Origin of the sequence: Chitiniphilus eburneus (assembly GCF_005048205.1) — a bacterium.
GTDB classification, from domain to species: Bacteria; Pseudomonadota; Gammaproteobacteria; order Burkholderiales; family Chitinibacteraceae; genus Chitiniphilus; species Chitiniphilus eburneus.
This window is the reverse complement of record NZ_SUMF01000001.1, coordinates 457,345-470,584: the sequence shown is the minus strand read 5'-3', so window position 1 is coordinate 470,584 and position 13,240 is coordinate 457,345. Positions and strand designations below refer to the sequence as shown.

General features: G+C 65.0%; 16 protein-coding genes. 10 read left to right on the top strand and 6 right to left on the bottom strand.

Annotation, left to right across the window (positions count from 1 at the left end):
• Positions 1–43: 43 nt before the first annotated feature.
• From FAZ21_RS02215 to purM, 3 genes are all read right to left on the bottom strand, one after another.
• A complete protein-coding gene (locus tag FAZ21_RS02215) occupies positions 44–1,252 on the bottom strand; it encodes a DUF3108 domain-containing protein (RefSeq protein WP_136771635.1) in 1,209 nt (402 codons plus the stop codon).
• Positions 1,253–1,261: 9 nt separating this feature from the next.
• Entirely contained in the window at positions 1,262–1,861 is a 600-nt protein-coding gene (purN, locus tag FAZ21_RS02210) for a phosphoribosylglycinamide formyltransferase (RefSeq protein ID WP_136771634.1), read from the bottom strand.
• Positions 1,862–1,999: 138 nt separating this feature from the next.
• Positions 2,000–3,037 carry a phosphoribosylformylglycinamidine cyclo-ligase gene (gene purM / locus FAZ21_RS02205; protein ID WP_136771633.1) on the bottom strand — a complete coding sequence of 346 codons (1,038 nt, stop codon included), beginning with the start codon at positions 3,035–3,037 and terminating at the stop codon, positions 2,000–2,002.
• 194 nt (positions 3,038–3,231) lie between these two features.
• Here purM and hda point away from each other — a divergent pair, with 194 nt between their 5' ends.
• Entirely contained in the window at positions 3,232–3,915 is a 684-nt protein-coding gene (gene hda / locus FAZ21_RS02200; RefSeq protein WP_136771632.1) for a DnaA regulatory inactivator Hda, read from the top strand.
• Between the two features lie 109 nt (positions 3,916–4,024).
• On the opposite strand, the gene FAZ21_RS02195 is transcribed toward hda, so the two are convergent.
• Genes FAZ21_RS02195 through FAZ21_RS02185 form a run of 3 tightly spaced genes read right to left on the bottom strand, consistent with a single transcriptional unit; the run spans position 4,025 to position 6,791 of the window.
• The gene (locus FAZ21_RS02195; RefSeq protein WP_136771631.1) at positions 4,025–4,570 is read right to left on the bottom strand and encodes a hypothetical protein; all 546 of its coding nucleotides are present in this window, start codon (positions 4,568–4,570) and stop codon (positions 4,025–4,027) included.
• Positions 4,567–5,925, bottom strand: coding sequence for a hypothetical protein (locus FAZ21_RS20135; protein ID WP_169307212.1), 1,359 nt, complete (start codon positions 5,923–5,925; stop codon positions 4,567–4,569). Before FAZ21_RS20135 ends, FAZ21_RS02195 begins: the two co-directional genes overlap by 4 nt.
• Positions 5,922–6,791: a polyadenylate binding domain-containing protein gene (locus FAZ21_RS02185; protein WP_169307211.1), complete on the bottom strand. Its 870-nt coding sequence runs from the start codon at positions 6,789–6,791 to the stop codon at positions 5,922–5,924. Before FAZ21_RS02185 ends, FAZ21_RS20135 begins: the two co-directional genes overlap by 4 nt.
• 341 nt (positions 6,792–7,132) lie before the next feature.
• On the opposite strand from FAZ21_RS02185, the gene FAZ21_RS02180 reads away from it, so the two are divergent.
• The 9 genes from FAZ21_RS02180 to FAZ21_RS02140 all read left to right on the top strand — a co-directional run bounded on the left by FAZ21_RS02180 (position 7,133) and on the right by FAZ21_RS02140 (position 13,234).
• Entirely contained in the window at positions 7,133–7,945 is an 813-nt protein-coding gene (locus tag FAZ21_RS02180) for an ABC transporter ATP-binding protein (protein WP_136771629.1), read from the top strand.
• On the top strand, positions 7,938–8,732 hold the full coding sequence (gene mlaE, locus FAZ21_RS02175; protein WP_136771628.1) for a lipid asymmetry maintenance ABC transporter permease subunit MlaE: 795 nt from the start codon (positions 7,938–7,940) through the stop codon (positions 8,730–8,732). Before FAZ21_RS02180 ends, mlaE begins: the two co-directional genes overlap by 8 nt.
• Before the next feature lie 140 nt (positions 8,733–8,872).
• Positions 8,873–9,361 carry an outer membrane lipid asymmetry maintenance protein MlaD gene (mlaD, locus tag FAZ21_RS02170; protein WP_211243335.1) on the top strand — a complete coding sequence of 163 codons (489 nt, stop codon included), beginning with the start codon at positions 8,873–8,875 and terminating at the stop codon, positions 9,359–9,361.
• Positions 9,358–9,963, top strand: a complete 606-nt coding sequence (locus FAZ21_RS02165; protein WP_136771627.1) for an MlaC/ttg2D family ABC transporter substrate-binding protein — start codon at positions 9,358–9,360, stop codon at positions 9,961–9,963. The genes mlaD and FAZ21_RS02165 overlap by 4 nt, the downstream gene beginning before the upstream one ends.
• The gene (locus tag FAZ21_RS02160) at positions 9,960–10,232 is read left to right on the top strand and encodes an STAS domain-containing protein (RefSeq protein ID WP_136771626.1); all 273 of its coding nucleotides are present in this window, start codon (positions 9,960–9,962) and stop codon (positions 10,230–10,232) included. The genes FAZ21_RS02165 and FAZ21_RS02160 overlap by 4 nt, the downstream gene beginning before the upstream one ends.
• On the top strand, positions 10,229–11,092 hold the full coding sequence (locus tag FAZ21_RS02155) for an MlaA family lipoprotein (protein WP_136771625.1): 864 nt from the start codon (positions 10,229–10,231) through the stop codon (positions 11,090–11,092). The genes FAZ21_RS02160 and FAZ21_RS02155 overlap by 4 nt, the downstream gene beginning before the upstream one ends.
• Positions 11,089–11,994 (top strand): ABC transporter ATP-binding protein, encoded by a 906-nt coding sequence (locus tag FAZ21_RS02150; protein WP_136771624.1) that lies wholly within the window; start codon positions 11,089–11,091, stop codon positions 11,992–11,994. Before FAZ21_RS02155 ends, FAZ21_RS02150 begins: the two co-directional genes overlap by 4 nt.
• A gap of 1 nt (position 11,995) precedes the next feature.
• Positions 11,996–12,442 (top strand): GNAT family N-acetyltransferase, encoded by a 447-nt coding sequence (locus tag FAZ21_RS02145; protein ID WP_136771623.1) that lies wholly within the window; start codon positions 11,996–11,998, stop codon positions 12,440–12,442.
• A gap of 36 nt (positions 12,443–12,478) precedes the next feature.
• The gene (locus tag FAZ21_RS02140) at positions 12,479–13,234 is read left to right on the top strand and encodes an ABC transporter permease (protein ID WP_136771622.1); all 756 of its coding nucleotides are present in this window, start codon (positions 12,479–12,481) and stop codon (positions 13,232–13,234) included.
• Positions 13,235–13,240: the final 6 nt, after the last annotated feature.

Genomic DNA, 13,240 nt, shown 5'->3' with positions numbered 1-13,240 from the left:
CGCCGGCATGGCCGGGCGCGATCGCGGAAAGATCATGAACGGGCTAGCGGGTGCCACGTTCCTGGTTGGTGAGCGTGGGTTGCAGCACGGTCTGGCCTTCCAGGCGCATGCTGCTGGCCCAGATATCGTAGCTCGCGCCATCGTTACCCAGCTTGGCCTGCATGCGGACGGGCATGTTGTGCCACTTGGGCGCCAGCCAGAAATCGAACACGCGATCCTGGAACGTGCCGCGCAGCAGCAGCACCTCCACTTGCTCGGTGCCGATGCGCAAAGTGCTTTCGCCACGGATGGTGAACTGCACGTCCGGATAGAACTTGCGGCCACTGAACAGGGTGAACTTGGGATCCTGCATCTTCGCGCCCTGCATCGCCAACTGGAACGCGGCGGAGAACAAGTCCTGATCGCCCGGTTTGAGCGGCGCATCCTTCGATTCGCCTTTGTCGTTGAGCGTGGCGCTGAGGCGGTCCCAGTCGAAGGTGGATTCGCTGCGCACTTTGCCGTCGCGCAATTCGGTATAGCGATCCGGACGCAGGCCGTCACGCGTCACGCGGCCGACGCTGCGCAGTTCGCGCGTGCGTCCCAGCAACGATCCTTTCAGGCTGACTTCGTACCGGCCGTGATCCACCTGCCAGGTCAGCTTGGCCGGAATCGGGCCGTACATGTAGACGATCTCCGCATTGCGCGGGAAGCCCTTGGCCAGCCTGGCGACTTCCTGTGGCGCGGATGCGGCATGGGTGGCGGGCGTCGGAGTCGGTGCCTGGGCCATGGCCGGCGCCGAGGCCTGCAAAGTGGGTGCGGACGCAATCTGCGTCACAGGCATCGACGCGGCCGGGGTGGTCGGTGCGGGCGTGATCGGCGCCGGTTGCGGCGTCGCGGCTGGGGTGGGGATCGGCGCGGCGGCGGGCGTCGGTGCCGTGGCCTGCATGACCGGCGTGGATTGCGGTGTTGGCACAGGGAGGGCTGGCGTTGCGGTAGGTCGCTTGCGCGGCGGCGGCAGGCCGAGCGTCACGACCAACTGTTCGGCCGGCTTCACGCCTTCCAGTTCGGGCGGCAACAGCAGATCGTCGAAACTGGTATCGGCCAGCTTTTGCGTCGGCTTGCGCAACGGCGTCGCTTCACCGCGCGTTGTATTGCTGTCGGCCAGCATGTAGAGGGTGTCGCCGAGAATGCCGAACAGGTGCAACAGCACCGACAGGACGAACGCGACCCACAGCCAGCGGCGGACGGTGAGACGGGCGCGCCAGTCGGCCATCGGGGTGGATCAGGCCTTGGCCACGCGGACGCGGCCCTGGTCGATGGCGAGGCGCCCCTGCGCGAACAGGCGCACGGCCTCCGGATACAGCCGATGTTCTTCCTTGAGGATACGTGCCGCCAGCGTGTCGGCGGTGTCGTCTTCCAGTACCGGTACCACGGCCTGCGCGATGATCGGGCCGTGGTCCAGCTCGGCCGTCACGAAATGCACGGTGCAGCCGGCGAACTTCACGCCTTCGGCCAGTGCGCGCTCGTGCGTATGCAGCCCGGTGAAGGCTGGCAGCAGCGAGGGATGGATGTTCACCAGCCGTCCGGCATAGTGATTGACGAAACCCGGCGTGAGGATACGCATGAAGCCGGCCAGCACCACCAGATCGGGCGCGTGACTGTCGATCAGTTCGGCCAGCGCGGCGTCGAACGCATCGCGGCCGTCGAAAGCCTTGTGGTCGAGCACCGCCGTGGCGATGCCGCGCTGTGCGGCCCAGGCCAGCCCGCTGGCGTCGGCGCGATTGGCGATCACGGCCGCGATGCGTGCCTCGGGAATGGCGGCTTCGACGATGGCCTGCATATTGCTGCCGCGGCCGGAAATCAGGATGACGATGTTGGTCATTGGAAAGTGAGGTGTGAGGTGTGAGGCGTGAGGTGTGGCGAAGGTGGGCGGTGGCGCGGTGGATGATCGTCCACTGCACGCCTGGGGTTACTCCTCACACCTCCCTCCTCACACCTCACCGCCTGAAGCGCTGGCGCTTCAGGCAATCTGCGTCTGGTGTTCGTCGCCGTTGCGTTCGCGCACCGCGCCCAGGCGGTAGACGGTTTCACCCTCGGCGCTCAGCAGTGCGATGGCGCGTTCGGCATCGTCGGCGGCAACGATCACCACCATGCCCACGCCGCAGTTGAAGGTGCGATGCATCTCGGCGGTGGCGACGTTGCCTTCCTTCTGCAGCCACTGGAACAGCTTGGGGAAGGTCCAGCTCGTGCCATCCAACTGCGCAACCACGTTGTACGGCAGTACGCGCGGCACGTTTTCGGTGATGCCGCCGCCGGTGATGTGCGCCATGCCCTTGACCGGCAATTCGGCCATCAGTTTCAGCAACGGCTTCACATAAATGCGGGTGGGTGCCATCACCACGTCGGCCAGCGAACGGCCGCCGTCGAATTCGGCGGAGTAATCGGCGTCGGTCAGATGCAGGATCTTGCGCACCAGGCTGTAGCCGTTGGAGTGCGCGCCATTGGATGCCAGGCCCAGCACCACGTCGCCCGGACGGATGGTGGTGCCGGTGATCACCTGGCTCTTTTCCACCACGCCGACGGCGAAGCCGGCCAGATCGTATTCGCCCTGCGGGTACATGCCCGGCATTTCGGCGGTTTCGCCGCCGATCAGTGCGCAGCCCGCCAGCTCACAGCCATGGGCGATGCCACGGATCACTTCGGTGGCGGTATCCACGTCCAGCTTGCCGCAAGCGAAATAGTCCAGGAAGAACAGCGGCTCGGCGCCCTGAACGAGGATGTCGTTCACGCTCATTGCCACCAGATCCTGGCCCACCGTATCGTGGCGGTTCAGCTCGAATGCCAGCTTGAGCTTGGTGCCAACGCCATCGGTGCCGGAGACGAGGACTGGCTCCTTGAACTTCTTCGAGATTTCGATCAGGCCGCCGAAGCCGCCGATGCCCGACAGCACTTCCGGCCGCATGGTGCGCTTGGCGAACGGCTTGATGTTTTCGACGAGTTGGTCGCCCGCGTCGATGTCGACGCCGGCATCGCGGTAGCTCAGGCTGGTGGGGGTCATGAAGGCCTCGTGGAGATGATGCGTGGTCCGGCGTGGCCGCCGTTGCATGGCGTCGGCAAGTGCTTTGCCGCTAGAATGGCCGCCGGAATTCACTGAAAGCGCAGTAGTTTACCCGATCCCTCCATGAAACGCCTGATCGCCCGTCGCGCGCGCGCGCGCCGCCTTGCCCGACCGGCCCCGCCATGCCTCCACTGATGCAGCAACTTGTCCTCGATTTGCAGTTGCCGGCCCCGCCGAGCTTCGAGGGTTTCGTGCGCGGCGACAACGCCGAGCCGCTGTTCATGCTCGGCGAATGGGTATCGGGCGCCGAGGACGTGCGCTTCCTCTACCTGTGGGGCGAAGCGGGGGTGGGCAAATCGTACCTGCTGGCCGCCGCTGCCGCGCGCTGCGGCGTCACCGTCATCCTGCCACCGGGCGAGTTGCCCGTGGCGCTGACGGGCGATGAACTGCTGATCGTCGATGGTGTGGATGGTTTGTCGCCCGAGCAGCAGATTCGCCTGTTCGACCACTACAACACCCTGCGCGAAGGTAGCGGCCGCCTGCTGGCCGCCGGTACCCTGCCGCCGATGTTGCTGCCGTTGCGCGACGACCTCACCACGCGGCTGGGCTGGGGGCTGGTCTACCAGCTCAAGGCCTTGTCCGACGCGGACAAGGTGGCGGCGTTGAAACAGCGTGCGGCTGGTCTGGGGTTCGAGTTGTCGGACGATGCGGCCGATTACCTGCTGCGCCACGCCTCGCGCGATCTGCCCGCGCTCAATGCCCTGCTGGAGCGCGCCAACATCCATGCCCTCTCGCTACGCCGACCGGTGACGGTGCCGCTGTTGCGCGAGGTACTGGGCGCGGGTCGGGAAGAAGGAAGAGGGAAAAGGGAAGGGTAACGTCAATAACCACGGCATCCGGAACTGCCTGTGTTGTAGTTTTTGCTCTTTCCCCTTCCCAGCGACGCCGTGCGTCCCGTCTCTCACGGCAGTAGCCATTGCGCGGTTGTCATGGCGGGTCTTGCCCGGAAAGCGCGAGGCTCAGCCGGACCAGCGTGCAGCGGGCCAGGAAGACGTCGCTCGCATCCGACCTGGTCAGTTCGCAGCTTCGCACCAGCGGCCGGCCGCGCAGGCGCTGCACGGCAGCCAGCACCTGGATGAGTTCCTGTTCGTGTCGCGGCTGGAATTCGATCTCGAACGGCAAGGCCTGGCCCCGCGGGTTGTCGGGTTCGAGCGGCGTCATGGCGTCCAGCCGATAACCGAACATGATGGCCGGGTGGGCTCGCCCGAATGCATCCAGCAGGGCATCGAGTGCGGATTCATCCGGGGGCTCGAGCAGCCCCATGGCGCGCAGTTCCGCCAGCCGGGGCGCATGGCGCGTGGCTTTGGCGAGCTGCTGCGCCTGAAGACGCAGTTGCACCGAGCCTTGCCGGGCCTGGTCATTGGCGTGGTGGGCGCTTGTCAGCGTCGTTTGGGCATCCAGTGCCAGCATGGCAGCGCCGAGCAGGAGCACACCCGCGCAACATCCGTTGCGCCATACGGGTCGGATGATCATGGCCGTGCTCCAAGGGGGAGGTCGAGCCGCAGACGGATCGACGCATGCCTGCCCGTGAGGGATTCCAGATGCACAGTCGTACCCAATGCCGCCTCGAGCGATGTGGCGAGGCGACCGGGTGTGGTGGCGTCATTGTCGGTCATCCAGCCGGCCAGTTCGATCGCTGTCGCCGCGCGATCCGGCCGGTAGTCCCAGCGATACCGCGACAGCATCAACTGTGGGTGGGCCAGCAGTGCCAGGCCGACGCGCTGCATGTCGGACAACGGGTCCGGCCAGGCCGCGAGGTGACGCTTATCCAGTTGGCGGATGGCGGCCAGACCGGGTTCCGCCAGGGCGGCTCGCGTCGCTGCGGTAGGGTGCTGCCGCGCTAGCCAGCGCTGGGTTTGTTTGTTGTCCTCCAGTTGGTACGCGGTATCGATATCCAGTCGCTCTGCCGCGTACTGGGCATGGCTGGCGTAGGCGAGGGCGGCGAGCAACAGGCCCACCCCCAGCACGCAGGCCAGCCAGGCAAGGCGCCGGAGCCTGCCATGACGCAATTGCCGGGGTGTGCCGTAGTGGCTGGGTGGTGCGTCGTGATGCAGCCGCATGGCGAGGTAGCTGGCGAGCGTGTGGCCGGAGGGGAGCGGCAGCGCGATTGCGTTGACCCCGTCGATGGCCTGGGCTTGCAGCTTGGCGACGACGCCCTGCGCTACGTGCTGCGGCGCAAGCACCTGGACTTCCAGCGGAGCGGTTGCGCCGCCTGGTCCGGTGAGCTGCCGCGTCGTCAGCAAGGCCTCTTGCCCAATGTGCCGGGCCAGTTCGGGCGCGGTGTCTGGCGAGCCAGCGGCCGATGGCGTGAGCCGGCACCGTTGTAGCCGCCCACCGGTAAAGAGCCCGTGTCGCAAATGGCCTTCCGCGCCGGGCCAGACCAGCAGCCGGTATGCCTGGCCGGCAGGGGAAAGATCGAGCGCCAGCCGCGACAACGACCATGCGCCCAGCACGGTGGCGCCCGCGGCGGCCAGCGCGTCCAGCACGCGGTCCAGCACGAGCGGGTCTGGCAACGCGCTGTAGAGGGCATGCGCGGTGCCATTGTCGCGCGTCATGCTGGCATGGCGGTGTGGCGTGTCGGGCCAGGCCTGGGCCAATCGTCGAGCCATCAATGCGCGGCGGTCGCGGGGGCCTAATGGGGGCAGTGCCTCGGCCATCAGCACTTCGTCGTCCATGTCGATCAGGATGCGGAGCGGTTTGCCGGCCCGCGCCAGCCGCTGCGTCAGTTCGTCGAGTGCTGGCGCGTTGGCGATGCCGATGCGGCGCCAGGGGCGATCGCAGGTGGCGAGTTGGCGGTTGCTCAGCAACAGGGTGCGGGCGAGCATCATCGCATCGCTCCCGTGGCCGCGAGCACGGGGCCTGGAATGGCCGGCATCATCCGGCACAGCCGGCTGCCGGGCGTCACGGTCGATCGCTGCGCGCTCATCGCCCGCATTCGGCCGACCGATTCGCGTAGCCGCTGTCGATACCATTCGCCGGCATGCGTCAGTGCCTGGTCGGGCCGGCTGGCCTGTCCGCCGATCCACGGCATGTGCACCACCAGCGGCGGGGGCAGCCGTTCGCCATCGAAACTGGCGGCGGTTTCCGGTCCGGGTGGAGCGTCAAGGCGAGGAGTGGTTCGCGTGATGGCAGTGTCTGTCGCACAGGCAGGCGATGAATGCGGACGCGGATCGGCGTGACGCCCCGCCGTGTCAGGTGCCATTCCGGGTCGCTGGGATGCCTGGTGGGCAGCAGGCCGTTGCGGAGCCGGCCGGCGCTGTCCAGCGCGCAACGGGAGAAGGCCTGCATTGGCAGTACCTCGAGGCAACCGGTCGTTGGCTGCGACCAGCGAGACGGCGGGGGCTTCCACGTAGCTGCCGGTGGGCGTGATGCGGGCGTTTCGGTGGCGGCCGGGATTTGGATGGTCGCGCTGATGGTTGTGCGGAAACAGCGTGTCAGGCTGGATGGTCGGCGTGCTATTTCGCAGTTGCCATCGCCATGGAATTTGCGAGGCAATTCTTTCAACCAGCTGAGGCGTGGCCTGGTCGATGGTGTTCAGAGTGACATTGCCGGATACCTCCGGGTGCGGGTCTAATTGCATTCCGGCATCGCCAGCCAGCGTGAACCGCTGCGTGGCGACAGGATGCCGTTGCGCCAGCAACGTCGAGCGCTGTGGCGGCCCGCTCGGGGTAGGCCGGGGCAGGGCTGGTGCCACGAGATGCCTCATCGGCATTGATGCAACGATGGGTGGGGCTATGCAGGCGGTGGGGGACGGCTCCGGCAGGAGGAGGGCGAGGACAGTGCCTGGGGGTTTTTGATGGAAAAGAATTTTGCTCATCCTGTTCGTGCTTATTTATGCACTCTTTTGGTAAGTTTTTTTTGCAAGTAAGAAAAACAAGTCTGTCTGATATGGAACGCTTGTTTGAAATTGGGCAGGAAAAAGCCGACGAACGGTAATGATTGCCAAGTGTTGTCGGATTGCGTCGAGTGCTGCATTGCACTGGCCCTGCATCCGACAAACCCATAAAATGCCGGTTTGTACAGACCAGTCTAAACATGCCCAATCCTGTGGTCCGCTTCGATGGAGTCCGTTTCGCCTATGGCGAGACCGACATCCTGCGCGACGTCTCGCTGAGCGTGGTGCCGGGCCAGGTGGTCGCCATCATGGGCGGCTCGGGCTCTGGCAAGACCACGCTGCTGCGGTTGATCGGCGGTCAGCTTCGCGCCAATGCGGGGCGGGTGGAGGTCGATGGCGAGGACATGGCAACGCTGTCCGAATCCGCCTTGTATGAACGGCGTAAGAAGCTGGGCATGTTGTTCCAGTTCGGCGCGCTGTTCACCGATCTGTCGGTCTTCGATAACGTGGCGTTCCCGTTGCGCGAGCGGACCGATCTGCCCGAATCCATGGTGCGCGACCTGGTGCTCATGAAGCTCCAGGCTGTCGGTCTGCGCGGCGCGGCAAAGCTGATGCCGGCCGAACTGTCCGGCGGCATGGCGCGGCGGGTGGCGCTGGCGCGCGCCATTGCGCTCGATCCGCGCGTGATGCTGTACGACGAGCCATTCACCGGGCTGGATCCGATCTCGCTGTCCACCATCGGCTCGCTGATCCGCGAGTTGAACGATGCGCTGGGTGCGGCATCCATCGTGGTCACGCACGATGTCGCCGAATCGCTGGCCATTGTCGACTACGTTTACTTCCTGGCCGAAGGTCGGGTGATCGCCGAGGGCACGCCCGATTCGGTGCGCGAGTCCGCGCACCCCTTCGTGCGTCAGTTCGTTGGCGGTGAAAAGGACGGCCCGTTGCCATTCCACAAGCCGGCGGGGCCGTATGCCACCGATCTGGGGCTGGAGGACGGACGGCATGACTAACGTACTGGTGCGCTTTTTTGCGCGGCTGGGTGCGCCGTTGACCGGCGCCATCATCAAGCTGGGATTCGCCTGCCGCTTTTTCCTGGCCATCCTGCGTCATTCGCCCACATCGCTGCTGCGGTTCCAGTTGACGATGCGCGAGATCTGGTTTGCCGGCGTGTTGTCAGTCCTGATCATTGCCGTGTCCGGGCTGTTCGTCGGCATGGTGCTGGCCTTGCAGGGCTACGAAACGCTGGTGAGGTTCGGTTCGTCCAGCGCGCTGGGCATCCTGGTATCGCTTTCGCTGGTGCGTGAGCTGGGCCCGGTGGTCGGCGCCTTGCTGTTCGCCAGCCGGGCGGGGAGCGCCATCACCGCCGAGATCGGCCTGATGAAGGCCACGGAGCAACTGGCGGCGATGGAAATGATGGCGGTCAACCCGATTGCCCGCGTGGTCGCCCCCAAGTTCTGGGGCGGCGTGTTGTCGATGCCCTTGCTCGCGGCGATGTTCAGCGCCATGGGTATTTTCGGCGGCTACCTGATCGGCGTGCAGATGCTGGGGCTGGACCCGGGCAGCTTCTGGTCGCAGATGCAGGCGTCGGTGGATTTTCGCGGGGACGTGCTCAACGGTGTCATCAAGAGCGTGTTCTTTGGCGTGGCGATCAGCCTGATCGCGGTATTCGAAGGCTACGACGCCCCGCCGACGGCGGAAGGCGTCTCTCGGGCCACCACCAGGACGGTGGTCACCAGCGCGCTGGTCATCCTGGCGCTGGATTTTGTCCTGACCGCCTTCATGTTCACGGGAATGTGAGCAATTGACCTCGCCCCGTGGCAGACGGCGGTCTACCACGAAAGGGCGTTTCCGCAACGGGCGGCGGGTGATTGTCGGGGATGCAATGCCCCTGTGAAACGAATGGCTGTTGAGATGTGCGCTTACTTGGGATAATGAGAATGAAACGTGGAATGATCGACTTCTGGGTCGGCCTGTTTGCGGTGGCCGGTGCGGCCGCGCTGCTGTTCCTGGCGATCAAGGTGAGCAGCCAGAGCACGCTGCCGGCAACCAGCACCTACGCCGTGACGGCGAACTTCGAGAATATCGGTGGCCTGAAGGTCCGCGCGCCAGTGAAAAGCGCCGGCGTGGTGGTCGGCCGTGTGACTGGCATCGAACTCGATCCCAACCTGTATGTCGCACGCGTCACGCTCGCCCTGGATGCACGCTATCACTTCAGCCGCGACAGCAGCGCACAGATTCTGACCTCCGGCCTGCTCGGCGAACAATACATCGGCCTGGAGCCCGGCGCGGATGACAAGAACCTGGAAGCGGGCGGGCGGATCACCATCACTTCGTCGGCGGTGGTGCTCGAACAACTGATCAGCCGCTTCCTGTTTTCGAAGGCGGAAACGGCTGGAGAACAAACCCCTACGGAGCATGCTCAATGAAGCGATGGATAGCCAGCCTGGTGATTGGATTGATACCGTTGTTCGCGCTGGCCGCAAACGACTCCCCCGAGCAGATCACCCGCAAGGTGAGCGACGATGTGCTCGCCATCATCAAGTCCAATGAAAAAGATCCGACCAAGGTGCGCGATCTGGTCGACGCCCGCGTTGCGCCGCTGGCCGACTACACCCGCATGACCGCGCTGGCCGTCGGCCGTTACTGGCGTACCGCCACGCCCGAGCAGCAGCAGGCGCTGACCCGCGAGTTCCGCACCATGCTGGTCCGCACCTATCTGTCCGCGCTGACCGTCTACAAGAACGCCGAGGTGGAGGTGAAGGGCTCGCGCCCGGGCGCTGGCGATGATGAGCAGAGCGTGCGTACCGAGGTGTCGTTGCCCGGGCAGAAGCCGATTCCCGTCGATTTCAGTTTCGAGCGCACCCGCCAGGGATGGAAGGTGTTCGATATCTCGGTGGATGGCATCAGCTTCATCGTCAACAACCGCAACCAGTTTTCCGCCGTGATCCGCAAGGATGGCGTGGATGGCCTGATCAAGTTGCTGGCCGATCGCAACAATGCCTTGAAGAACGGAGCAGCCGCCAAGTGACGATCTGTGCGCTGAGCGGCGTGCTGACGCTGGCAACCGCCGCGCGCAGGCTCGATGAGCCGGTGATCGCCGGCGAATCCGTTACGCTCGATCTATCTGGCGTGGAACATGCGGATTCCGCCGCGCTGGGCCTGCTGCTTGCCTGGCAGCGCCGCGCGCAGGCTGCTGGTACGGCCTTGCAGATCGTCGGTGCTCCCGAAGGATTGCTGCAACTGGCACGAGTCTATGGCGTGGCCGAACTGCTGCCGTTTTCCGGAGCCTCGGCATGAGGCGTCTGCTGCTGACGACGCTGGCCGTCGCGCTGCTGGCAGGCTGTGCCACGCCGCGTAACAACTACGATCCGCTGGAGCCGGTGAATCGCGAAACCTACGCGTTCAATCGCGCGCTGGATCGCGCCATCCTCAAGCCCACCGCGACGGCCTACGTGGAACACGTGCCGCAGCCGGTGCAGAAGGGGGTGCGCAATTTCTTCGGTAACATCGACGATTTCTTCTCCACCTTTGCCGCGCTGCTGCAATTCAAAGGCACCGCCGCCGTACATAGCGGCAGCCGGGTACTGGTGAACACCACCGCGGGCATTGGTGGGCTGATCGACTGGGGGACCGGCCTCGGCATGCGTAAAGGGGAAGAGGATTTCGGCCAGGTGCTGGGGTTCTATGGCGTGCCCAGCGGCCCTTACCTCATGTTGCCGCTGTACGGCCCGCTGACCCTGCGGGATACGGTCGAGCCCATCGGCCGCTATTTCATGGGGCCGCTCGACTTCATCGACAGCGATGCCTGGGATGTCGGCTACTACTCTCTTTATCTGGTGGACAGCCGCAGCAAGATCCTTTCGCTCGACACGCTGCTCGAAGGCCAGCCCGACGAATACGCCTATATCCGCGACGCTTATCTGCAACGCCGCTGGGCCTCGATCCACGATGGGCATCCGCCCTATGCGCTGCCGTTGGGCGACGTGGATGATGACGGAGACGAGGACAACGATTTCGACCCCGGTCCCACCGATCCGCCACTTGCCGAGGCTGCATCCGACGTTGCGGCGGCGCCTGTCGACGAAGCGGCCAGCCAGCCCGTTACCGAAGCCGCCAGCGTACCCGTTGCTGCCACGGCCAGCGAGGTCGCGCCGTGAGCGCCATCTCCTTTGAGGAGGTGGTCAAGAACTACGGTGATTTCACCGCGTTGGCCGGAGTGAGCTTCCAGGTGGAGCAGGGCGATTTCTTCGCGCTGCTTGGCCCCAATGGCGCGGGCAAGACCACGCTGATTTCCATCCTGGGCGGCCTGGCGCAGGCCACGTCCGGCCGGGTGTCGGTGATGGGCCACGATGTCGAGCGCGATTACCGCGCCGCCCGCCGCGCGGTGGGCATCGTGCCGCAGGAGCTGGTGTTCGATCCGTTCTTTACCGTGCGCGAAACGCTGGTATTCCAGTCCGGCTATTTCGGCCTGAAGCGCAACGATGCCTGGATCGACGAAGTCCTCGCCAGCCTGGGGCTGACCGACAAGGCCGACAGCAATATGCGTGCGCTGTCGGGCGGCATGAAGCGCCGGGTGATGGTGGCGCAGGCGCTGGTGCATCGCCCTCCCGTGATCGTGCTGGACGAGCCGACCGCCGGCGTCGATGTCGAATTGCGCCAGACGCTGTGGTCATTCATCCGCCGGTTGAACACCGATGGCCACACCATCGTGCTGACCACGCACTACCTCGAAGAAGCCGAAGAACTCTGCAATCGCATCGCCATGCTCAAGCAGGGAAGACTGATCGCGCTGGAAGACAAGCACACGCTGATGAAGCGGGACAAGGCACGCAGTCTGTTCCTGCGCCTGTCGCCCTCGCGCCTGCCCGACGCGTTGCGTCCGCTGCTGACCGCGGAGCGCGACGATGGCTTCGCGCTGAAGCTGCCGGATGCTTCCGCGCTGGCAGGCGTGCTGGCCGCCTTGCAGGCGGAGCAGATCAGCGTGCGCGATATCGATGTCGAGAAGCCCGACCTGGAAGACATCTTCGTCGATATGATGCACAACGCGCGAGCTGGCTGACATGCCCCTGATCCGCCCCGCCACCCAGGAAGACGCCGTGCAGATCGCTGCGCTGCTGGCGCAACTGGGTTACCCCAGCACGCCGGAAGCGGTACAGGTGCGGCTTGCCAACCTGGAGCGCGCGTGTGGCTACGCCTGTTTCGTCGCCGACTGGCAGGGCCGCATCGCCGGCCTGATTGCGCTGGCGCGCGATTGGTATATCGAAAAGGATGGCGCTTGCGTGCGCATCGTCACCCTGGTGGTGGACGAGGCCGTGCGGGGGCAGGGGCTGGGCAAGTCGTTACTGGCGCAGGCGGAACAATGGGCCGCCGAATGCGGCGCCAAGGCCATGGTGCTCACCAGCGGCGATCATCGCCACGAGGCGCACGACTTCTACCGTCATCACGGCTACCGGAGCACTGGACTGCGCTTCGTCAAGCAGATTTCCCCGGCGCCGGGCGCCGCCTGATCGACGCCTTCCGCCAGATACCGAACTAGGCTCCCCATGACCGGCTTCTACACGCTTTTCTACAAAGAACTGCTGCGCTTCTGGAAAGTGGCGTTCCAGACCGTCGCCGCACCGGTGCTCACCGGCCTGCTGTACCTGCTGATCTTCGCGCATGTGCTCGATGCGCACGTGCAGCCGTATCCGGGCGTGCGCTACACCGCCTTCCTGATTCCCGGCCTGGTGATGATGAGCATGCTGCAAAATGCGTTTTCCAACACCAGTTCCAGCCTGATCCAGTCCAAGATCACCGGCAACCTGGTATTCATCCTGCTACCACCGCTGTCGCACTTCGAGTTCTTCGCCGCCTACATCCTTGCCGCCGTGGTGCGCGGGCTGCTGGTGGGGGCCGGCGTGCTGGCGGTCACCGTCTGGTTCGCCATGCCCGCGGTCACCCACCCGGGCTGGATCCTGGTGTTCGCACTGCTGGGGTGTGGCGTGATGGCGGTCCTGGGGCTGGTCGCCGGCATCTGGGCGGAGAAGTTCGATCAGCTCGCCGCGTTCCAGAACTTCCTGATCATGCCGCTCACCTTCCTGTCGGGCGTGTTCTATTCCATTCATAGCCTGCCGCCGTTCTGGCAATCGGTCTCGCACTGGAACCCCGTGTTCTACATGATCGATGGCTTTCGCTACGGGTTCTTCGGCATGGGTGACGTTTCGCCCTGGTATTCGCTGGCCGTCGTCTCGGCGTTCTTCCTGTTACTGGCCGGCTGGGCCTACTGGCTGATAAGATCCGGCTTCAAGATAAGGCACTGATTTTCC